Here is a 20,942-nt window from a genome sequence, read left to right on the forward strand (position 1 = left end):
TCACCCCCCGGTTGGCCCCCCCGCGGCCACCAGCCAGCGGCTGGCCCGCCCACTCCATTGGGATTGACATTGGCGGGACATCCATCAAAGGCGGAAGGGTCAACACGGAAAATGGCCAGCTGACCACCGCGCTGACTGCCGTTCCCACACCGCAGCCTGCCACGCCGTTGGCAGTCACCAACGCCATCCACCAATTGCTGCAGGACTTGGATCCTTCCCAGACAGCTTTGGGGAGCCGACTCCCATTGGGTGTGGCCGCGCCTGCCATCATGCAGCAGGGCATCGCACGGTCCGCCGCCAATATCAGTGATTCCTGGATTGGGATGGATGTAAACCAGTTCATGACTGAACAGCTCGGTCGCCCTGTCAGCGCCATAAACGACGCCGATGCCGCAGGCCTTGCTGAAGTCCAGTTTGGAGCCGGAAAACTCAGCAAAGGGCTCGTCGTCGTCATCACACTGGGAACTGGCATAGGGTCCGCACTGGTGATGGACGGAACCCTTGTACCCAATACCGAGTTCGGCCACTTGGAAATCGACGGACAGGACGCCGAGGTCACCACCTCGGCAGTAGCCAGGGAACGCAACGCAATGGGATGGCCAGACTACGCCCGCCACCTCAACCGCTACCTCTCCCACCTGGAGTTCCTGCTCAGCCCCGAGCTGATCATTATTGGCGGTGGCATCTCGGCCAGATCGGCAGATTTTCTTCCCCTGCTTAAACTGAAAACAAAAGTGATTCCCGCAAAGTTGCAAAATGCTGCAGGCACCATAGGGGCAGCAACCCATATGTTGACCCCTGACCGTCCGGATGTCGGCGTGCGCCGTTGACTTGACCGACGGCGGCCGGCAAAGCCGATCTCATGTTGGTTGCCTGCCCTTCGCTGCCGCCGGCGGTTTCATGGTTTTCCCCAAAAAACGGGTTCAGTTCAGGTCCGGCGGGAAAACGGAATGAACTGCTTCCCCATTCAAGTAACATCCGGCGCCGCAGCAGGCTCGCTCCGGTACTGTTGCTGACGTTGGTGAACCGGGATGGCAATGGGGGTGGATGTGGTCAACGCGTTCCAGGTGGCGGACTATTTTTCGCAGGTCCTTAGGCGCGGGCAGCTGGAGAAGGTGACCTTCCAGGACGATTCACCCTTTGTGTCCACACCCAGCACGCAGCTTGCCACCGGCGTTTTGACGGCCGCGGACGCGGCCAAATTGTTTGCCCACCATGACAAAAACACCGGCAACAGGAGCGCTGCACCGAAGGACCCGCCCAACGCTGCCCGCCCCTCGACGCCGGCGCGGGATGAGGACAAACCAATTTCGGTGGTGGTGTCCCTGGTATCACTGAATCAACACACCGTCAGGAACGGAGTTGCCCAGCACGGTCTGCTGCTCCTGGCCGCAAAGCTGTTCCGGGACGGTCATTTGGAACCGGAACTGGCTGCTGCATCTTCGCCCTGGATACCCTCTGAGCGGCTGCACTCCCCCTCCGTCAGCGGCAGCAGCGTCATGGCCGGTACCTTGAGCGGCTTTTGGCAGTACTCACGTTCCGAGCTCAGTGCCGAGGTGTCCCAATCGGAGTCCTTTGCCGACGCCATGGAAGTGGCCACCGGACTATTCGAGAGGGTGGCAGGAGACACCCTGGACGGGTACGCGGCGCAGCAAAGCCAGCGCGGCCACCACATTGAACACCAGCTGTGCTACATCCAGGAACACGACCGGATCAATGCTGTGGCCGGGCTTTTGGAAGTCTACGATTTCCTGGGCCGGCAAAAGGTCCTGCCCGCAACCGTGACCCGCTTATGCGGTGGATGGCGCGGGGAAAGGTCCCCCGAGGCTGAAATCCATGAAGGCCGCGGGCTGTACCAGGCGGCAAAGAAGTCGTGCGGCTCCATGAGCGATAGATTTTGTCTGACGGATTCGCAGCGCCGCGCGGTCCACGCCTTCCTGGACGGTTCCGGCAGTGAGATCACGGCAGTCAGCGGCCCTCCCGGCACGGGCAAGACGACCATGCTGCAGGCGGTCGTGGCCAATTTGTTGACCCGGCACGCGCTGGAGGAAAAGGGCCCGCCCGTCATTGTGGGCACCTCCACCAACAATCAGGCGGTCACCAACATCATTTCCTCGTTCTCCTCCGTGACCAAGGACGAGCCCGGAACGCTGGACCTGCGCTGGCTGCCGCAGGAGCGCGACGGCAAGGCATCCACCGGCGAAGCCCTGCGCTCACTGGCCGTTTATTGCCCCGCCAAGGCAAAGCTTGAGGGCTCAAAGCTGAAGTACCTGGTGGAGCAAACAGACAAGGGGCAGACATACGCCGCATACAGCGCCGAAGCGTACCTTGCGGGGGCAAAGGACCACTTTGTTCTCAGCGCCCAGGCTTACTTTGGCCTGGTCACTGACATTCCGGACCTTCTCGAATACATTCACGCCGCCCTGACCGAGGTGGACCAGTACCGGACCGCCTTGATTGAGGTCATGATGCGGCAAGGCCCATCTGAAGCCTTTGTTGCGTTATGCCACAAGGTGGCGGCCTCCGCCTACTTGGCATCCTTCAGCGCGGTTGCGGCATTGAAGGACTGCCGGACGCTGGCAGAGCTTGATGAGAAGCTGGACGTGACGCTGCGCTATGTGGAGTTTTGGCTTGCAGTGCATTATTTTGAGGCGCAATGGCTGCTCACCGACGACTTCATTGAACCGGAAAATCGTTGGAAGACCACCCAGGACGTCATGGAACGTTACTGGTGGCAGGCGGCGGCCCTGACACCTTGTTTTGTGATGACCGTTTATCAAGTGCCCAGGTATTTCAAGCTCTATGCCAAAGCTGGCGAACCGGGCAAGTTCGACGCCGGCCGCATCGACCTGCTGATTGTGGACGAGGCTGGACAGGTGGATACGCCCTTGGCTCTGCCCAGCTTTGCACTGGCCGCCCGCGTGCTGGTGGTGGGGGATGAAAAGCAGCTGGCACCGGTGTGGTCCATTGACGAGCAGACAGACTCCGAAGTGGCACACAGCGCCGGCATCCCCTTTAAGCAGTGGTCGGAGGACTTGCAGGAACGCGGTGTGGCGTGCTCCGCGCAGTCAAGCCTGATGCGCGCGGCGGCTCATGCCTCAAGTTGGAGCTATGGCGGCGGGAAACCGGGACTTTTTCTTGCCGAGCATTTCCGGTGCCACCCGGACATCATTGAATTCTGCAACACGCTCCTGTACGAAGGCCTGTTGAAAGCCACCCGTAGCACCGACTCGTTAAGGCTCCACGGCGTCTTCGGCCCTTTTCTGTGGGTGGATGTGCCCGGCTCCAATGATTCCCGGCAGGGTTCCAGCCGCAGGAACCAGCAGGAGGCGGAGGCCATTGCCGCCTGGATTGTGCAGAATTACGCCCACTTTTTTGATGTTTACCATTCCCAGGAACCTGACCTTAATAAGCGGGTTGCCCACGACGCCTTGATCGGCGTCGTCACCCCGTTCAGCGCCCAAGCTGCGTTGATCAGCCGGGAGCTGGAAAAGGCTGTGCGTGCAGCGGATCCCGCAGCAGGCCTCCCGGACCGCCTGTGGGAAAAGGTCACGGTGGGAACGGCGCACCGTTTGCAGGGGGCTGAGCGTCCCATTGTCCTGTTCTCTGCCGCATACGGGCAGAACAGCCCGCAGGCGGGATTCATCGATGCGAACCCCGAGCTGATGAACGTGGCGGTTTCGCGGGCCAAGGACTTGTTCATTGTCTTCGCCGCGGCGAACCGCTGGAACAACGGCCACGTCTTTTCCATCATGTCCGGGTTCGCGCAGCGCTCCGATGCAGTATTCACCTCCCGCGGGGATGCATGTGCCGGCACGGAAGAACTTGAGTCCGTGCTGCTGGCCGCTGCGCCCGCGGCCGGACACACCGCTTCGGCGGAACTGGTTGAAATGCCGGGCCCGGGGTGCGGTGCAGTGTCTTTGAGCGCGGTTTTGAAAAGCTGGCGCGCCTCAGGTGACCTTCGTGCCGAGGACGTCGAGCTCAACGCCCGGGTTTTCAATGAACGGCTGGGTGCGGTTGGGGTATTGGCCGGCGAGCCGGGCAAATGGGTGCCATCAAAGTTAGCCCAGGTTTTGGGCGTTGTGGTGGAACGGCGGCACAACGCCCAGGGCGAGCCGTACGAATCCATCGAGTACCTGCCCGAGATGCAGGCGCTGCTGCTCAGGTTGTACCTCAACGGGAAGCTTTGAACACCTTGCGCCACCGGCTTGGTGCCCATCGTGGAGGCGGCTTGTCACACCGCCCGCGAAACGCAATCCACCTCCACGGAACGCCCACCTGTTGCGCCGGGAACAACGTTCACCAGTCCATGGGAGTGGCGGTGGTCTGCGGGTTCAGTCCGTCGCCGAGTCCGCCTTGTCCACCCGCGGACCAAGCCGTAAGAATAAAACGAACTTTCCCAGACCCCCTGCCACAACGCACAGGGCAAACTGATCGTTCCAATAATCACGGGAACGGCAATTGTGACTGGCGGCTTCGCCAGATGGTGGACGCCGAAGCCGCCGCCCGCCCTCTCGAACTATGAGGGTGGGCGGCGGCCGTTATGGGACGCTACTCGCTTAAGAGGCCGGTGACCTTCTCATTCACTTCAGTGAGTGAGGAAGGTTCGGTGGAAAATGACATGACCTTGTCCATGGCGTTGGTCATGACGGCGTTGATTTCGACGGCGTTCTGGGACAACGGGAAAAGAACGGTTGTTCCGTCATCCACATGTGTGGTGAAGGCGTCAATGTTGAAACCGGTCTCAGCAAAGCGGTCAGATGCTGTGTCCCCCACTGCGGAGAGCGAGGGGAAGACAACTCCCGCGTCAGCGACCGTTGACTGGCATTCCGGCGAGGAAAGGTATTGGACCCATTTCCAGGCCGCGCCCTTTTTCTTTGATGATGAAGAGATCGAATCCGCCAATGAGTTGAAGGTGCTGGCCCGCTTGCCATTTACACCGACGGGGGTGGGGGCGGTGTTCACCTTCACTCCCTGGAGTTTGGCGAAGGTATTGATGTTCCACGCGCCATCCGTGACCATCGCGTATGACCCGGCCTGAATTTTCGATGACAATGCCGTGCCAACGGTCTGCGACAGCGGCGGCATGTAACCCTTGTCGATAAGGCCCCGCCACCACGCAATGGTGCTCTGGAATCGTTCGTCATCGTAGTTGAAGTCGCTGCCCCAGGTGGGTTCGTTCATGTACGTCCAGCCGGTGGTTGCTGCGAGCATCGACCATGTCACCTGGCCGTAGCCTCCGCCTGAGTCATCCAAACCAAGCCCGTAGGTGGCCACGCGGGTTTTGTCGAAGCCCGCTTCGTCCCCGCGCACCCCATTTTTGTCAACGGTAAGGTGTGCGATCACGTCCTCGTAACTGCCGCCGTCGTCAGGGTTCCACGTCATTGTTCCAAGGTCCTGGGCCGAGATGCCGGCCTGATCGGTGAGTTCCTCGTTGTAGTAGATCGCGACAGTGTCCCAGTCCTTGGGCATTCCGTACTGGTGGCCATCGGCTGCGCGCCAAAGGTCGATGGTGCCGTCGACGTATTGGCTCAGGTCAATATTGTTCTCCTTGACAAGTTCGTCGAGGTTCTCAATCAGTCCCCGCGCCGCGTAGTCGCCGTACTTTGAGCTGTGGTCGACAAAGACGTCCGGTGCGGAGTCGGCTACAAACGACGTCATGAGCTTGTTCCAGTAGTCGTCGTAACCGTACTGCTCAATGGTGATGGTGATGTCGGGATTCTTCGCTTCGAACGCGCTTGCGCAGGCTTGATATGCCGGCACCTGGTTCGAGTCCCACATCCAATAGCTGAGGTTGCCGGTGTCCTCCCACGCACCCTTGGACATGGTTCCCTGGGTGCAACCGGAAAGGCTGACAGCGGCAATGATGGCGAGCGCGGACGCAGTGACCCGGTGAAAGGGACGACGTCGGCTGGTCTGTGAAGGTGTGAATGTCATTTGATGCCCGAGAATCCGATTGAATTGACGATCTTACGGCTGAAGATCACGAAGAGTATGAGGATTGGCAGCGCCGCAAGAAGGGCGGCGGCCATGAGGCCTGCCCAGTCCGGCGCACCCTGCGGCGTCTGGGACCGGAACACTCCGAGCGCGACGGTGAGCACCCGCACACTGTTGTCGCTACCGACAAGCAGTGGCCAGAAATACTCATTCCAGGCCTGGATGTACTGCAGGATTGCGAGGGTGGCGAGCGGCCCGGTGCTCATTGGCAGAATGATCCGGAAGAAGATGCGCAGGTTGCTTGCGCCGTCCAAACGGGCCGCTTCTTCGATCTCACTACTGATGCCGAGGAAAAACTGCCGAAGGAAGAATATGGCGAACGGGGTCATAAAGAAGAACGGCAGGATGATTCCGGCATAGGTGTTCACCAAACCCAGGTCACGCATGAGCAGAAAGTTTGGCAGCTGGGTGAAAATCGGTGGAACCATCAGCGCGATCAGGAACAAAAAGAAGACGCCGTTGCGTCCCGGCCACTGCATCCGTGCGAAGGCATACGCCGCGAGCGCGCCGAAAAACACCTGCCCAAGGGTGATGCTTGTTGCCACGATCACAGAGTTGAGCAGGTAGCCCCAAAAGTCCAGGCTTGCCCCTGAGCCTCCCTCGGCTTGTGCCTCACCGGTTGTGGCGATCCCGAGCACACGCTCAAACGCACCCCAAGTGAAGCCCACGGGAAGCAGTGAGCCCGGATCCGAGGCCAGTGCCGCCCCGTTCGAAAAGGCGGTGCGCAGCATCCAGAAGAACGGGAAGAGGGTAACCAGGATGAATCCGATCAGGGCGGTCCAGGCGAGGACTTTGCCTATGGGCGGGCGGGCACGCCGCCGTGTTGCAAGTGTTGTTGTCATGGCGGGGCTCCTAGTTGAGATCCGACTCGTTGGCCCGGGTGAGGCGCAATTGGATGAATGCGATGATGGCCAGGACCAGCAGCAGCATTACGGACACTGCGGATGCGTAACCAAAGTCAAGTCGCTGGAAGGCGAGGTCAAAGATGTAGTACTGCACAACCCGGGTGGCATCCGCGGGCCCGCCATTTGTGGTTACGGCCACCGTGTCGAACACTTGAAAGGATCCGATCATGGTGATGACCAGCACAAGGGCAAGTACCGGGCGCAGCAGGGGAATGGTGATTTTCCAGAACATCTTCCACTCGGATGCCCCGTCGGTGCGCGCCGCCTCGTACACATCCTTGGGAATCATTTGCAGTCCGGCGAAGATCAATAGCGCCGTATAACCCACATGGCGCCATGTGTTGACGAGCGCGATCGTTGGAATGGCCCAGGTCTCATCTCCAAAGAAGGCGATGGCGTTTCCTCCAAGCCACTCGATTCCTTGGTTGACAATTCCGATCTGGTAGTCGAGCATCCAAAACCACACCAGGGCCACAACCACATTGGCCACGAGGTAGGGTGCAACGACAACACTGCGCAGGAAAGTCGACTGGGTAAGTCTGTGGATCAGCACTGCGAGTCCCAATGCGAGGACAGTCTGCAGCGTGATGTTGATGAGAACATACTCCAGGGTGACAAGCGCGGAGTTCCAGAATGTCTCGTCTTTGAAAAGACGGGTGTAGTTCTCGAATCCCACCCACACCGGGTCGGTGAACACGTCGTAGTCCGTGAAGCTGAGGTAGATGCCCCGCAGCGTCGGCCAGAAATAAAACACTGCAAAACCGAGCAGCGAGGGTGCGATGAACGCCATGGCGCACCAGGTTTGACGCCGGGTTGCGCGGCTGCGATTTGGGCGGGCGGATGCCGCCGGTTGGCGTGGCGGGGTGGATTTCACTTCCAGCACTGGCACTGTCGCCATGATCAGTGGACCTTTCGAACGCGGAGCAGGAGAAGCTGCTCGGGGTGAAGTGCGGGCACCTGCACGCCAATTTGGCCAAGGACGCGGCCGGTCAAACGGAGTGGGGCCTCCGCAGTCCAGGGCGCCGGGGTGTGTGAGCGGCGGCGCGGGTTGCCCCCGGGGGCCTGGACCGTGACCTCGTATACGGTGTCACGGTCCAGGCCCGGCAGTGGGATTGTGCCGGGGATGGCGGTCAGCGGGGTCGCCAGCTGCACGTACGCAAAGAGGGCGTCGTCCTGGCCGGCTGAGACCACGCCGTGCAGGAGCGCCGATTCGTCGAGTCCATCAGCTCTGACGACCTTGCCCGTGTGCAAAAGCGGCCGCACTTCCTTATAGAGGGCAACCCATGCGGCGAGTTCGCTTTTGTCGTCCTCCGAGGCCGAGGCAATGTCCCATTCAATGCCAAAGTGCCCGAACAATGCCGTTCCCGCGCGGAACGACAGGCTCTGCGTACGGCTCGTGGTGTGCGCTGTCGGCGAGCCCACGTGGGAACCAACGAGCTCCGGTGGAATGAGTTGCCCGGTCCATCTCTGGATGGTTTGACGCTCGAGCGGGTCGATGACATCGCTGCCCCAGACCCGGTCCGTGCGTTCGAGGATTCCAAGGTCGACACGGCCACCACCGGATGAGCACGACTCAATCTCAACACCGGGGTGACGCTCCCGCAGCTCGTCGAGCAGCCGATAAAGGGCCAGGGTGTGCTCGTGCACGCCAGCTGCTCCGGTTGTGGAGTGCGCGGCCTCAAGCAGGTCACGGTTGTGGTCCCACTTGAGGTAACCGATGCTGTAGCTCTCAAGCAGCTCACTGAGGCGTTCGAGGATGTAGGAGTAGGCATCAGCATGCGCCAAATCGAGCACCTGCTGGTTGCGTGAGGGCACGGGCAGCCGGCCTGATGGAGACAAAATCCACTCGGGGTGTGCGCGGGCGAGATCGGAGTCAAGGTTGATCATTTCAGGCTCAACCCATAGACCAAACTCAAGCCCCAGCCCGGTCACAGCAGTGATGAGGGGCTCGAGCCCTCCTGGCCACACCGTTTCATCGACGTACCAGTCGCCGAGGCCTGCGCTGTCGTCACGACGGTGCAGGAACCATCCGTCATCAAGCACAAAGCGCTCGGCCCCGACCTGGGCCGCGGAGACCGCCAGCTCGGTCAGGCGCTCAAGGTTGTGATCGAAGTAGACGGCTTCCCAAGTGTTAAGTACAACCTTCCGCGGCGAGGACGGGTGGCTCGGGCGTGAGCGGAGGTGATCATGGAACCGGGCGGCAGCCTCGTCGAGTCCACGACCCCAGGAGCCGTAAACCCAGGGGCTCTGGTACTGGTCACCTGTGGAGAGGCGCACTTCACCGGAGAGAAGGAGTTCGCCACCACCGAGCAATGCTGTGCCGTTGGAAAGACGCTCGGCGTACTCACGGTGGTTTCCGCTCCAGGCGACGTGCATGGTCCACACCTCGCCCGTATTGAATCCAAAAGCCGGGGTGCCGGCGGCGAGGATCGTGGATGCGTCGGTGCCGGTGCGTCCGCGACGGCTGTCGCGCTGGTGCGAGCCAACCGAAAATGGCATGCGCTGTGGTGAGCGCTCACGCCCCCAGCGGCCAGCGAGGTCAAGCAGTTCACTTGCACGCCGAGGAACGGGAAGAGTGAGATGGAGTCCATCCAAGTTGAACTCGCCGGAGCCGGTGCGTGTCACCGTCGCACGCTGGCGGACCAGACCGCTTGCAAGCAACTCGACGTCGATCACAACGGCGAGCCCGGCGTCGTCGTCGGAGGCGGACACGGTGATTGCCGAGGCGTCCGCGTTCACCGACTGTGCCACGAAAAGTGGCGTCCAGTCGGTGCCGGAAGTGCTGTGCCCAGAGAGGCCGGGGATGCCCCGCCACCCGCCCGAGGCCAGCGGAAGAACCTCCACCAGCTCGGGAACATCGAGATCATTGGGCACCACCGAGGGGATGGATACGAGGGCGACATTCGCAAGCTCGGTGTCGCTCAGCGGGCCGAGGTCCCCTCCCCAGTACAGAATGACGGGAAGCCGCCCGCCGCTGAGGTCAAGAACCAGACTCACACCTCCGTTACGCAGATGGACCACTGGTGAAACCGACCCTGTGGTGGCTGCCGTCGGCTCTGCGACGGACCCGGATAACTGCGTCATTGCGACTCCTTTGGCGGCCACAGTGGCGCCGGTGTGAGTGGTTGGGATACCAATAAGTTAGTTGTGCCACAAAACTAAGTCAACCCCTGATCGGCGAAAAGATTGGATAATCGGCTTTTTTCCATGTCAACCTCGCCTACTAACTTGTTTGTATCAACTAATTGCGGTACTTTCGCTGATATTATCGGGGCGGTAGTTGGGCTCAGAGAGGAACAGATGCAGCAGGACTTGAGACTTCCGCTTGAGGGTTTGCAGCACGCAGTCACCATCGACGTTCTGTTGCACGGGCCACTGAGCCGAAAGCAGCTCGCGGCCCGCTTGGGCGTATCCCCTGGCACAGTGACGCGGGTGGCAAGTCCTTTGCTTGAGGCCGGGCTTCTCGTTGAACGCGCGCTGGTGCAGCGGCCCGCGTCCGGCCGCCCAGGAATTGGCCGGCCGGAGGAGCCACTCGACCTTGAGCTCGGGCGTGATTTCTATGTCGGAGTCAAAATCACCGACAGCACACTCCACGCAGTTGTCACCACCTTGCGGGCCCAAATGATCGAGGAGACTTCGCGGCACCTTTCGAGCCTTGAGCCAAGTGTGGTCGCAGACCAGATCGCCGAAGTTCTGCGGGATCTAAGTCAGAAGGGGCGCCCCATTCGCGCCCTTGGGGTGAGTTTGGGTGCTCAGGTGGTACGCAACACCCTCGTGGTGGATTCGCCGCTTCTGGGGTGGAGGGATGTCGATTTTGGCGCGCTGCTCCGGGAACGGCTCGAGCTCCCGATCGTCGTCGACAACGACGTGCTGTCCCTTGTCCGTGCTGAGCGCTGGTTCGGAGCGGCGAAGGACTGTGATCACTTCGCACTGATAACCATTGGCGCGGGTATTGGTTATGGCCTCGTTGCTGGTTCCGGCATCCTTGAGGGGCCGGATCCCGGCCTCAGCACAATCACTCACTTTCCGCTCGGCCTCGGCGGTGGAGTATGCGCGCAAGGGCACACGGGATGTGCCGAGAGCCTGCTCACCACGAAGGCCATGCTGGCTCGAGCCCGGCTGGCCCTCGACGCGGACGTGAGCCACGAAGAGCTTTTGACGCTCTCCAAAACAGATCCGGCCGCCGCCTCAATCGCTGAGACCGCGGCATACGGCCTGGGCAAACTCATTGCGTCGGTTGCCAATCTGGCGCTGCCGAAAAAGATCATTTTGACCGGCGACGGCGTTGGCCTTGCACTGGCTCATCGGGAGGCGCTGGACCGCGGGATCACCGAGCACCGAAACAGCCGCGCAACGCCCGTGGACCTCGAAGTCCAGACCGTGAGCTTCGCCGAGTGGGCCAGGGGTGCCGCAGCCACAGCGATCGAGACCTTCGTCGTCGGACGTTGACCGCGCCTTCACTTCTTCGGCTGCGGCCAGCCTTCGCCTTCAAAGCACTACAGTAAAAGGTGGCCGCCAGCATCGTCCCGGGCGTTGCAACCCTCCCACTAAACGCCGCCTTCGGCGCCGCTTCACAATGGTGTGCAGCCACGCCCCCGTCCCTCGCCGTTGCGGCGGCGATCCGCCTCAATCCGCCAGCGGAGCCGCGCCCACCGGCCATCAGGGGTCGCTGGGGTAGCGCACCTTCATTTGCCGGCGTGCCTCATCCAGCAGCTCCATCATGTCAACGGATTCCTTGACGGTCATGAAAGGGCTCTCAGTGAGTCCGGCCTGCAGGCAACGCGTCACTTCGCGCAGTTCGTAGCTGAAGCCGTTGCCAACCACCTCAAAGGTCTCCTTCCGCAAGGTGCCCTGACGCGGTTGAATAATGAGTTCTGCGGGATTGAACAGCGGCGCAGCAGATTGCAGCCAGCCTTCCGTGCCGGCCACGGAAACAATGCTGGGGCATTCGGCGCCGATGGAGGTGGTGAGCTGGGCGTGCGCACCGCCGTCGTAGGCCAGGGACAGGGAATTTTGCAGGTCGATCCCGTCCGGGGTGAGGGTGCCGCTGGCTGCCATGCCGCTGGGCTCGCCCAGCATGGCCAACGCCCACGTCAACGGATATATTGCCAAATCCAGCAGCGCTCCCCCGCCGGCGGCCGGATCCCAGATCCGGGCCCCGGGGTCAAAGGCGGGCGCGAACCCCAGATCGGCCTGGATCCAGCGCGGCTGGCCAATTTCACCCCCGCGCACAATTTCCACGGCGCGGCGGAAGCTGGGGAGAAAGCGAGTCCACACGGCTTCCATGAGGAACAGCCCCCGGGCCTGCGCCAGCTCGGCAAGTTCACGGGCCTGTGCTGCATCCATGGTGAGGGGCTTCTCGCACAGGACGTGCTTGCCCGCCGTCAGGGCCGCAAGCGCTGCCGCGTGGTGCTGGACATGCGGAGTGGCAATGTAAACGATCTCCACCTCCGGATCCGCCAGCAACCGCTCAATGCCTGTACCCTCCGCCGAGTCCCAGTAGGAACTGGTGAAGCCAAAGTTTTGGGCAAAGTCACGGGCGGATGCCTCGGACCGGGAGCTGACGGCATGCAAAACCGCGTCCTGAAGGAGGGCAAGATCATGCACCACCCGCTGGGCAATCGAGCCGGTGGCAATCACTCCCCAACGGATGGGACGGCCCGTGGCGGTGACAGGGGAAATGTTCGTGGCAGGGTTCAGGTGCATCAGAGGATCTTTCCAGTGCAGAAAAGGGCAATGGGCCGGCCCCGGGCATGCAGGAACCAGCAGGCTTGCCGGGCGGAAAAAGTCAGACGGACTCGCGGATCACCAGCGAGGTGGATATTTGGGTCACGCGTTCGGTGGCTTTGCCTTCAATGAGTTTGACCAGGGTCCGCGCCATTTTCTCGCCGAGTTCCTCGATGGGGTGGTGCACGGTGGTCAGGGGCGGGGTGACGGCTGTGGCAAAGGAATCGTCGTCAAAGCCGGCCACCGCAATGTCCTGGGGTATCCGCAGGCCCCTGTTTTTGATGGCGGTGTAGGCGCCTGCCGCCATTTGGTCGTTTGCCGCAAAGACCGCGTCAATGGGCACGCCGCGGTCCAGCAGCCGGTTCATGGCAGCTGTCCCGGACAGCAGGGAAAAGTCACCGTATTCCTGCAGTTCTTCGCCGAGCCCCGCCTCCCGCATGGCCGTGAGCCAACCCGCGCGCCTGTCCACTCCCGGAGGCATGTCCTGGGGCCCGGCAATGGTGGCCACATGTTTGCGGCCACTTTCGGTCAGCAGCCGGCTGATCCCGTAGGCCGCCTGCTCGTTGTCGGTTTCCACATAGTAGCTTTCCTCCCCGCCGGTCAGGGGACGGCCGGCAAACACCATGGGCAGCGAACCCAGCAGCTGCGTCCAGGTGCGGTCGCCACTGTGGTGGGACACCACCAGTACGCCGTCCACATTGCCGCCCAAAAGGAAACTGCGGGTCTTCTCCGGCGTCGACTCCGAGGAAATGACCATGTTCAGGGTGTAGTCGGTGGTGGTCAAATACCTGGCGATGCCCTGCACCACCGAGGCGAAGAAGGGATCCGCGAAGACCTTCGACGTCGACTCCGGCACAATCAGCGTCACGGCGTTGGCCCGCCGCTTAACCAGGGACCTGGCGGCCCGGTTGGGCGTGTAGTCAAGGGCATGAACAGCTTTTTTCACCGCCTGCACATGTTCGGGCTTCACGCGGGGGCTTTCATTGACCACACGGGACACGGTGGCCCGCGAGACCCCTGCCAATTCAGCAACCATCTCAAGGGTGGGGATGGGTCGGGGCCCGCGGGCGTCATGCATCATGGTGATCTCCGGAACGTCGAAAAGTATGCCTCGGAACTTACTTTAGGCGTTTGCGGGGGCGAGCGAGGCGGCTTTCGCCGCGGCAATGAGCTGGGCGTAGGCCAGTCCGCTGTCCTTCACCGTCCTTTCAAAGCTGTCGTAGTCCACCCGCACCACGCCAAAGCGTTTGCCGTAGCCCCAGGACCATTCAAAATTGTCCAGCAGGGACCACACGAAGTAGCCGCGCACGTCCGCGCCCTGGTCGATGGCCTCCCCCACCGAGGCAATGTGGTCCAGGATGAATTTGGTGCGTTCGACGTCGTGGACCGCGCCGTCGGAACTGACGACGTCCTCGTAGGCGGCCCCGTTTTCGGTGATGTACAGCGGTGGAAGGGCGGGGTATTCCGCACCGAGGCGCACCAGGAGTTTGCGCAGCCCGTCCGGGTTGACTTCCCAGTTCATGGCCGTGCGCGGCAGGCCGCGGCTCGGGAAGGAAATGTCCTCCGAACCAATCCAGCACGACGACGTGGGGCGGGTGGCGCCGCCGGAGTGGCCGTCGCCGCCCTCGTTGAGCGGATGGCCGCTGATGAGGTCATCGTGGTAGTGGTTGACGCCAAGGAAGTCGATGGGGGCGCTGATGATCTCCAGGTCCCCGGGCTGGATGACGTCCCGGATGCCGAACTGCTCGAGGTCCGCCAGGGTGTCCTCGGGGTAGGCACCTTGCAGGATGGGATCAAGGAAGATCCGGTTCTGCAACGAGTCGAAGCGGCGTGCGGCGTCAAGGTCAATTGGGTCGTTTGGATCACGCGGGATCGAGTTGCTCAGGTTCAGCGTGATGCCCAGCTGCTGGGCGCCGCGGGCACGGAGTTCGTTGACCACCAGGCCGTGGGCCAGGTGCTGATGGTGGACCGCGGCGACGGCCGCGGCCGGCTCCTGCCGGCCGGGCGCGTGCACGCCGGCCGCGTAGCCCAAAAGCGAGGAGCAGAACGGCTCGTTGAAGGTGGTCCAGTGCTGCACACGGTCACCGAGGACGGAGTAGACGTCGTTCGCGTAGTCCACAAAGCGGTGGGCGGTGTCGCGGTTGGCCCAGCCGCCCTTTTCCTCAAGTGCCTGGGGCAGGTCCCAGTGGTACAGGGTCAGCCAGGGCAGGATCCCGGCATTGAGGAGTTCGTCCACGAGCCGTGAGTAGAAGTCCAGGCCTTCGGTGTTCGGTCCCCTGTCCCCGGGCCGGACCCGGGACCAGCTGGTGGAGAAGCGGTAGGAGTCCAGGCCGAGGTCCTTCATGATGGCGACGTCCGCGGGCATCCGGTGGTAGTGCTGCACGGCGTCCTTGAGCGTGTCGCCGTGGGCGATGGCGCCGGGCACGCGGGCAAAGGCGTCCCACACGGAGTCTTCCTTGCCGCCCTCGTGGCTGGCTCCTTCCACCTGTGCCGCGGCCGTGGCCGAGCCCCAGAGGAAGCCTTCGGGCCACGTCCTGCCTGACGGGGTGGGGGTGGGTTTTGGATCGAGTGGCATTAGCCCTTCACTGCTCCTTGCATGATTCCGGAAATAAGTTGACGTCCCGCGACGGCGAAGATCACCAGCAGCGGGAGGGTGGCCAGGACGGCGCCGGCCAGGACAATCGAGTAGTCCACGTAGCGGGCCGACTGCAGTTGGCTCAGCGCCGTCTGCAGGGTGGGGTTGCCGGCCTCGAGCACCAGCAGGGGCCAGAGGAAGTCGGTCCACGCGGTCATGAAGGTGAACAGTCCCAGGATCGCCATGGCCGGCCGCGCGGCGGGAAGCGCCACGTGCCAGAAGGTGGAGATCATGGAGGCACCGTCCATGCGTGCGGATTCAATCAGCTCGTCCGGGATCACATCCACCAGGTACTGGCGCATGAAGAACACCCCGAAGGCTGTCACCAGGGTGGGGATGATAACGGCGCCAATTTCCCCGGTCCAGCCGAACTTTTGCATCACCATGAACAAAGGGATGATGCCCAGCTGGGTGGGGATGGCCATGGTGGCGACGACGGCGACCATCAGCCCGTTGCGGCCACGGAAACGCAGCTTGGCGAAGGCGTAGCCGGCAAGGGTGGAGAACATGACCACCGAGATGGTGATGGTGCCTGAAATCAGCACGCTGTTGCCCAGGGCCAGCCAGAACGGGACGGTGTCAAATACCTCGCCCACATTGGTCCAGAAGTTCCCGCCCGGAAACAGCGGTGGCCAGGTCTGCCCGAGCGCCTCGTTGGAGCGGCTGCCAATGATCACCGACCACCAAAGCGGGTAGGCGGACGCCGCAAAAAACGCGATCAGCAGCCCGTAGGTGAGGAAACCGGGACGCCGGCCATTGCCGAACATCCTCTTCCGCATGGTCTGGGACCTGGGGCCCGGCAGTGGTGCCCGCCGGGTCTTCATCTCGATGGCGGTCATTGTCCACTCCTGGAGGTTGTGTCTGCTGCTGTTTCGGCCCCGCCCAGCTCGGGAGCCGGATCGGCCGCCGGTGCAGGCGGCTGGGAACCGACGCCGGGGAGCACCATGGCCGGAGCCGTGGAGCGCTTGCGGCGGAAGCCGCCACGGGCCTTGCCCGCTCCCCGCGCATCGCCGGTGGTGGCGATTTTGCGTGAGATCAGGTAGTTCACAATGCCGAACAGGATGATGATGATGAACAGCAGCCAGGCGACGGTGGCCGCCTTGCCAAAGTTGCTGCGCTGAAACGCCATGTCCCACAGGTACAGCACGGTGGTCTGGAACTGCTTGCCGGTTCCCCCCGCTGTGCGCGGATCGTAGAGCTTGGGTTCGGTGAAGATCTGCAGCCCGCCGATCGTGGCGGTGATGACCACAAAGATCATGGTGGGCCGGATGCTCGGCAGCGTGATGCTGAAGAAACGGCGGAACGGTCCCGCCCCGTCAAGGGCGGAGGATTCGTAAATGTCGCGGGGCACGGCCTGCATGGCTGCCAGCAGGATCAAGGCGTTGTAGCCGGTCCAGCGCCAGTTCACCATGGTGGCGATGGCAATGTGGCTTGGCAGTGTCTCCTCCATCCACAGAATGCGCTCAATTCCGAAGCTCTCCAGGATGTTGTTGATCAGTCCGTACTGCTCGCCGAACATGTTCGCAAAGATCAGGGCGACGGCGACGGGTGTGACCACGTACGGGAGCAGGATGCTCATGCGCCAAAACGTCTTGGCCCGCAGGTTCTGGTCCAGCACGGCAGCGATGGCCAGGGCCACGGTGATCTGCGGAATGGTTGAGAGCACGAAGATGCTCATGGTGTTGAAGAGCGAGTTCCAGAAGAAGCGGTCCTGGAGCACCTCCACGAAGTTCTGCAGTCCGACGAACTCGCCCTGGCCCTTCAGCAGGTGCCAGTCAAAGAGCGAGACGAAGAAGGTGTAGCCGAGGGGAAACAGGCCCACCAGCGCGAAGAGGATGAAGAACGGAGCAATGTAGAGGTAGGGGGATGCCTTCACGTCAAGGACGTTGAGGCGCTGACGGAAGGTGGGTGTGGCTTTGCTGACAACGGATCCGCTGGCAGCAGGGCGGTTCAAGGTGGCGGTCATGACGGTTCCAGACTCAATGAGGGGGCCTCCGCTTGCCGCGGAGGCCCCACGGCCAGTGTGGCTAGTTGTTCACAACGAGTTCGTTGAGGAGGGTGACGGCCTCATTCCAGGCTTCGTCGGCCGTTCCGGACTTTGAATCCAGGATCTTCAGGGCAGGTGCAAACACGTTCTCCTGGATCACGGAATCCTGAGGGCCCTTGAACTGGGCCACGACGCCTTCGGCGCGGGAGGAGAAGATGGCACCGTAGGGGGCGTCATTGAAGAGCTCGTTGGGTACGGCTGCTTCCACAATCTTTTCCTGGGCTTCCAGCGTGCTCGGGAAGTTGTTTGCGGCGGCGGACTGCTTGACCATTTGTTCCGGGGCGGTCAACCATGCTGCCAGCTTTGCGGCCTCTGCAGGGTGCTCGGAGCTTTCGGGGACGGAGAGGAAGGCTCCTCCCCAGTTGGAGGCGCCGCCGGGGAAGACGTCGGCAACATCCCAACCGGTTTGGACACCGCCACCGGCGGACTCCAGCTGTTCCTTGATGGTGCCGAGCATCCAGGCGGGGCAGACGTGGACGGCGAAGGAGCCGTCAACGAAGCCCTTGCCCTTGCCCCAGTCGAACTGCTTCTGGTTCGCGGACAAGCCATTGGCGGTGCCCTCGGCAAGGAGGTTGAACTGTGCGCGCATTGCCTCGTTGCCTTCGATGTTCAGCTCACCGTCAGCGGTGTAGTAGCCCTCATCCATCTGGTTCACCATGGAGTTCCAGACGAAGGCCGACTGGTCGTACCAGGCCTTGCCGGTGGCCTCGTTGTACTTGCGGCCCAAGTCGAAGTAGGTCTCCCATGTGGCGTCGTCGCCGCCAAAGAGCTTGGCCACTTCCTCGCGGTCGGTGGGCATGCCAGCTGCCTTGAAGAGTTCGCTGTTGAAGCACAGGGCCTGGGGGCCAATGTCGGTGCCGTAGCCCACCACGCGCCCGTCGGGGTCCGTTCCCTGCTCGAACTTCCAGTCAACCCAGTTGTCCTTGATGTCTGCGGCGCCGTACTCGTTCAGGTCCACAAACTTATCCGAGACCTCCATGATCTGGCCGAGCCAGCCTTCCTCAACGGCCACCACGTCGCTGAGACCCGAGCCTGCTGCGAGCTTGGTGAAGGCATCCACCCGGGCATTGGCGCTGCCGTCAATGTTGTTGGCCTCAATGGTCACGCCGGGGTTTTGCTTCTCGTATTCGGCATACAGATCGTCGTAGCCGAACTGTCCGAAGGTGGTCACGGACAACTTGACGGGATTGTCCACACTGGCGGCCTGCTCGGTGTCGGTCTTGCCTCCCCCACAGCCGGCGACGGCGAAAGTAAGGGATGCCACCCCCACAATCGCAGAGATTTTTTTAAATCGTGAGAAGTTCACGAGTACTCCTTTGTATGCGTTTACTACTCTCCCGGTCCATCCGTGAGAGCGCTCTCTTGAATAGTTATGAAGCTTAGGTGATACCAATCACAGGTGTCAAGAGAGCGCTCTCACAAACTTTTTATGGCCGCGGTCAAGCACACATTGCTTTGGTCCGGGGCCAGGACAAACCAGGCATCGGTGGCGGCCACGGATGTGGCCATGCCCGGGCGATCAGGCATCATCCAACAAATCACCTGGGGCTGCCGCACTACAAAGAACTGCGCATCGGTTATTCTCATGGGAAGTGCCGCCCGAACGGCGGCAGAAGACCCTCTCGGGGAATCCAGATCCCACCCACCACAAGAGCCGCTACAGCGAGCAGAACCGGAAGATGCCGTGGATGTTTATCTATGTTTGACGGAACGCCGCAGGAATGCTTGACGAAGAGGACCTGCCGCCCCAGACCGCCCTGGACCAAGTGGATCGCGAAATTTTGGCCGAGCTCACCCGGGACGGCCGGATGTCCATTACACAGGTGGCCGAAAATGTGCATATTTCCCGCGCCCACGCCTATACCCGAATCGCCCGGCTGACGGCCGAGGGGGTTCTGACTAAATTCACCGCCTTGGTGGATCCACTTAAAAGCGGCCGGAAATCGTCGGCGTACATCACCCTGAAGGTTAAGCAGCACGCTTGGCGGGAACTGAAAAAGGAGCTCCGCTCTGTTCCCGAGGTTGAGCACATCGCTCTGGTGGGAGGTGATTTCGATGTGATATTGCTCGTGCGGGGCATTGATAACAACGACTTGCGACGGATAGTTTTTGATCAGCTGCAGTCAATGTCCGGGGTGCTCGATACCCAGACGTTCCTCATCTTCGAAGATGAGGACACGCGCTAAGCATGGACCGCTCATGGGCCCCATGCCTACACCACCGCCACGTGATGGCCGGATCATCATCACGGCGGCACCCCCACCACCGTCGCGGCACCCATCTGCTGACTGAGATGGAACATAAAAAGTGGAACCGCCAGCGGGTCTTGGCAGATGCCGCAAACCGTAGTTTCCTTGACAGCAGCCTGCATCTGAGATTACCTAATGAACATTCGGTAAATAATGCTAAAGGCGATGACGCATGGTTGAAGCAGCTCTTTCAGGAGCAAGCCATCCCCTCTTGGAAAATGACCACGCCTCCAAATGGATGGGCATTGAAGTCCTCGCCTTGGGCGACGGGCATGCCACCATCCGCATGACGCTCCGGCAGGAAATGCTCAACGGATTTGGCATGGCCCACGGTGGCATGATTTTCGCCTTGGCCGACAGCGCGTTCGCCCTGGCCTGCAACCCGGTGAACCCCGGGCCCGGCGACGCCGGCAACATCACCGTTGCAGCCGGCGTCGACATCAACTTCCTCAAACCGGCGCACCTCGGCCAAATGCTCACCGCCGTTGCAGACCGCAGATCCCGCGTGGGCCGCAGCGGGCTGTACGACATACAAATATTCGCCGCCAATGCGCAGCCACGTACCAACAACCCGGGGGAACTCATTGCCGAGTTCCGTGGCCGCAGCCGGACCATTGCCAAGACGTAGGACACCATGGCCCTTCCTGCGCCGCATGCACCCTCCGTGGCCGAGACCTTGAGCTGCACCGCAACGGATCCGCCCGTCCACGCCCAGCAAGCACCCGTGAGAAAATAGCCACCATGTCCCCTTCAGCAACCACTGCCAAGCGTGGCCGGCCCGGCTATGACCAGGAATCGGTGCTGCGCATCGCCGTCGACGTCTTCAACCGGCACGGCTATGACGCCACGTCGATGGGCATTCTGGCCGAAAATCTGGGAATCTCGAAGTCGGCGATCTACCACCACGTGCAGTCCAAAGGCGAGCTGCTCAAGCGTGCGCTGGACGTGGCATTGGATGGTCTTGAGGCGATTTTGGAGCAGGCCGAAGCCACCTCCGGCGCCGCTGACGCGCGGCTTGAATTTGTGCTGCGGCAGACGGTGGCAGTGCTGGTGGAGCGCCTGCCGTTTGTCACCCTGCTCCTGCGCCTGCGCGGAAACACGGAGATTGAACGGGACGCCCTGGCACGCCGCCGGGCATTCGACCACGCGGTGGCGGAGCTCATCTCGGCGGCCCGGGACGAAGGCTCGCTGCGCGGGGACATTGACCCCCGCACCGTGGCCCGGCTCCTGTTCGGCACCATCAACTCGATCGTCGAATGGTACAAACCAGGTGGGTCGCTCCCCCCTGAAAAGCTGGCCGACGACGTCATCACCATCATGTTTGAAGGGCTCCACACCGCCCACTAGCTGTACCCGGCCATGAGGTTGGTGACACTGGAGCA

The 20,942-nt window shown here is 61.9% G+C and carries 16 protein-coding genes; 6 read left to right on the forward strand and 10 right to left on the reverse strand.

Going from position 1 to position 20,942, the window contains the following annotated elements:
• Positions 1-11 precede the first annotated feature (11 nt).
• Together ppgK and ACFUCV_RS11715 are read left to right on the forward strand one after the other, a co-directional pair.
• Entirely contained in the window at positions 12-830 is an 819-nt protein-coding gene (ppgK, locus tag ACFUCV_RS11710; RefSeq protein ID WP_380815938.1) for a polyphosphate--glucose phosphotransferase, read from the forward strand.
• Between the two features lie 201 nt (positions 831-1,031).
• Complete coding sequence (locus ACFUCV_RS11715) at positions 1,032-4,190, forward strand: AAA domain-containing protein (RefSeq protein WP_380815824.1); 3,159 nt, start codon at positions 1,032-1,034, stop codon at positions 4,188-4,190.
• Between the two features lie 361 nt (positions 4,191-4,551).
• On the opposite strand, the gene ACFUCV_RS11720 is transcribed toward ACFUCV_RS11715, so the two are convergent.
• Genes ACFUCV_RS11720 through ACFUCV_RS11735 form a run of 4 tightly spaced genes read right to left on the reverse strand, consistent with a single transcriptional unit; the run spans position 4,552 to position 9,986 of the window.
• Positions 4,552-5,937 (reverse strand): ABC transporter substrate-binding protein, encoded by a 1,386-nt coding sequence (locus tag ACFUCV_RS11720; protein WP_380815826.1) that lies wholly within the window; start codon positions 5,935-5,937, stop codon positions 4,552-4,554.
• Positions 5,934-6,839, reverse strand: a complete 906-nt coding sequence (locus ACFUCV_RS11725) for a carbohydrate ABC transporter permease (protein ID WP_380815828.1) — start codon at positions 6,837-6,839, stop codon at positions 5,934-5,936. Before ACFUCV_RS11725 ends, ACFUCV_RS11720 begins: the two co-directional genes overlap by 4 nt.
• Positions 6,840-6,849: 10 nt before the next feature.
• A complete protein-coding gene (locus ACFUCV_RS11730; RefSeq protein ID WP_380815830.1) occupies positions 6,850-7,800 on the reverse strand; it encodes a carbohydrate ABC transporter permease in 951 nt (316 codons plus the stop codon).
• Between the two features lie 2 nt (positions 7,801-7,802).
• Positions 7,803-9,986 carry an alpha-galactosidase gene (locus ACFUCV_RS11735; RefSeq protein WP_380815832.1) on the reverse strand — a complete coding sequence of 728 codons (2,184 nt, stop codon included), beginning with the start codon at positions 9,984-9,986 and terminating at the stop codon, positions 7,803-7,805.
• A gap of 216 nt (positions 9,987-10,202) precedes the next feature.
• Here ACFUCV_RS11735 and ACFUCV_RS11740 point away from each other — a divergent pair, with 216 nt between their 5' ends.
• Entirely contained in the window at positions 10,203-11,351 is a 1,149-nt protein-coding gene (locus ACFUCV_RS11740) for an ROK family protein (RefSeq protein WP_380815835.1), read from the forward strand.
• 210 nt (positions 11,352-11,561) lie between these two features.
• Here ACFUCV_RS11740 and ACFUCV_RS11745 read toward each other — a convergent pair whose 3' ends face one another.
• The 6 genes from ACFUCV_RS11745 to ACFUCV_RS11770 all read right to left on the reverse strand — a co-directional run bounded on the left by ACFUCV_RS11745 (position 11,562) and on the right by ACFUCV_RS11770 (position 18,617).
• Positions 11,562-12,608 carry a Gfo/Idh/MocA family protein gene (locus ACFUCV_RS11745; protein ID WP_380815838.1) on the reverse strand — a complete coding sequence of 349 codons (1,047 nt, stop codon included), beginning with the start codon at positions 12,606-12,608 and terminating at the stop codon, positions 11,562-11,564.
• 82 nt (positions 12,609-12,690) lie between these two features.
• Positions 12,691-13,710: a LacI family DNA-binding transcriptional regulator gene (locus tag ACFUCV_RS11750; RefSeq protein ID WP_380815840.1), complete on the reverse strand. Its 1,020-nt coding sequence runs from the start codon at positions 13,708-13,710 to the stop codon at positions 12,691-12,693.
• Between the two features lie 42 nt (positions 13,711-13,752).
• Positions 13,753-15,204 (reverse strand): GH1 family beta-glucosidase, encoded by a 1,452-nt coding sequence (locus ACFUCV_RS11755; protein ID WP_380815843.1) that lies wholly within the window; start codon positions 15,202-15,204, stop codon positions 13,753-13,755.
• A complete protein-coding gene (locus ACFUCV_RS11760) occupies positions 15,204-16,103 on the reverse strand; it encodes a carbohydrate ABC transporter permease (protein ID WP_380815845.1) in 900 nt (299 codons plus the stop codon). Before ACFUCV_RS11760 ends, ACFUCV_RS11755 begins: the two co-directional genes overlap by 1 nt.
• The gene (locus ACFUCV_RS11765) at positions 16,100-17,230 is read right to left on the reverse strand and encodes a carbohydrate ABC transporter permease (protein ID WP_380815847.1); all 1,131 of its coding nucleotides are present in this window, start codon (positions 17,228-17,230) and stop codon (positions 16,100-16,102) included. The genes ACFUCV_RS11760 and ACFUCV_RS11765 overlap by 4 nt, the downstream gene beginning before the upstream one ends.
• Before the next feature lie 61 nt (positions 17,231-17,291).
• A complete protein-coding gene (locus ACFUCV_RS11770; RefSeq protein ID WP_380815849.1) occupies positions 17,292-18,617 on the reverse strand; it encodes an ABC transporter substrate-binding protein in 1,326 nt (441 codons plus the stop codon).
• Positions 18,618-19,032: 415 nt separating this feature from the next.
• On the opposite strand from ACFUCV_RS11770, the gene ACFUCV_RS11775 reads away from it, so the two are divergent.
• From ACFUCV_RS11775 to ACFUCV_RS11785, 3 genes are all read left to right on the forward strand, one after another.
• Complete coding sequence (locus ACFUCV_RS11775) at positions 19,033-19,497, forward strand: Lrp/AsnC family transcriptional regulator (protein WP_380815851.1); 465 nt, start codon at positions 19,033-19,035, stop codon at positions 19,495-19,497.
• A gap of 235 nt (positions 19,498-19,732) precedes the next feature.
• Positions 19,733-20,188 carry a hotdog fold thioesterase gene (locus ACFUCV_RS11780; RefSeq protein WP_380815852.1) on the forward strand — a complete coding sequence of 152 codons (456 nt, stop codon included), beginning with the start codon at positions 19,733-19,735 and terminating at the stop codon, positions 20,186-20,188.
• Positions 20,189-20,301: 113 nt separating this feature from the next.
• On the forward strand, positions 20,302-20,907 hold the full coding sequence (locus tag ACFUCV_RS11785; RefSeq protein WP_380815854.1) for a TetR/AcrR family transcriptional regulator: 606 nt from the start codon (positions 20,302-20,304) through the stop codon (positions 20,905-20,907).
• Positions 20,908-20,942: the final 35 nt, after the last annotated feature.

Source organism: Specibacter sp. NPDC057265 (genome assembly GCF_042668835.1).
Taxonomy (GTDB): Bacteria; Actinomycetota; Actinomycetes; order Actinomycetales; family Micrococcaceae; genus Specibacter.

Excerpts from the sequence above, each read along its gene's own strand:
- ACFUCV_RS11730 (WP_380815830.1), bottom strand. The coding sequence starts at position 7,800 with ATGGCGACAGTGCCAGTGCTGGAAGTGAAATCCACCCCGCCACGCCAA.
- ACFUCV_RS11780 (WP_380815852.1), top strand. The coding sequence starts at position 19,733 with ATGGTTGAAGCAGCTCTTTCAGGAGCAAGCCATCCCCTCTTGGAAAAT.
- ACFUCV_RS11725 (WP_380815828.1), bottom strand. The coding sequence starts at position 6,839 with ATGACAACAACACTTGCAACACGGCGGCGTGCCCGCCCGCCCATAGGC.
- ACFUCV_RS11760 (WP_380815845.1), bottom strand. The coding sequence starts at position 16,103 with ATGACCGCCATCGAGATGAAGACCCGGCGGGCACCACTGCCGGGCCCC.
- ACFUCV_RS11740 (WP_380815835.1), top strand. The coding sequence starts at position 10,203 with ATGCAGCAGGACTTGAGACTTCCGCTTGAGGGTTTGCAGCACGCAGTC.
- ACFUCV_RS11715 (WP_380815824.1), top strand. The coding sequence starts at position 1,032 with ATGGCAATGGGGGTGGATGTGGTCAACGCGTTCCAGGTGGCGGACTAT.
- ACFUCV_RS11775 (WP_380815851.1), top strand. The coding sequence starts at position 19,033 with ATGCTTGACGAAGAGGACCTGCCGCCCCAGACCGCCCTGGACCAAGTG.
- ACFUCV_RS11720 (WP_380815826.1), bottom strand. The coding sequence starts at position 5,937 with ATGACATTCACACCTTCACAGACCAGCCGACGTCGTCCCTTTCACCGG.
- ACFUCV_RS11765 (WP_380815847.1), bottom strand. The coding sequence starts at position 17,230 with ATGACCGCCACCTTGAACCGCCCTGCTGCCAGCGGATCCGTTGTCAGC.
- ACFUCV_RS11745 (WP_380815838.1), bottom strand. The coding sequence starts at position 12,608 with ATGCACCTGAACCCTGCCACGAACATTTCCCCTGTCACCGCCACGGGC.
- ACFUCV_RS11785 (WP_380815854.1), top strand. The coding sequence starts at position 20,302 with ATGTCCCCTTCAGCAACCACTGCCAAGCGTGGCCGGCCCGGCTATGAC.
- ACFUCV_RS11735 (WP_380815832.1), bottom strand. The coding sequence starts at position 9,986 with ATGACGCAGTTATCCGGGTCCGTCGCAGAGCCGACGGCAGCCACCACA.
- ACFUCV_RS11750 (WP_380815840.1), bottom strand. The coding sequence starts at position 13,710 with ATGATGCATGACGCCCGCGGGCCCCGACCCATCCCCACCCTTGAGATG.
- ACFUCV_RS11755 (WP_380815843.1), bottom strand. The coding sequence starts at position 15,204 with ATGCCACTCGATCCAAAACCCACCCCCACCCCGTCAGGCAGGACGTGG.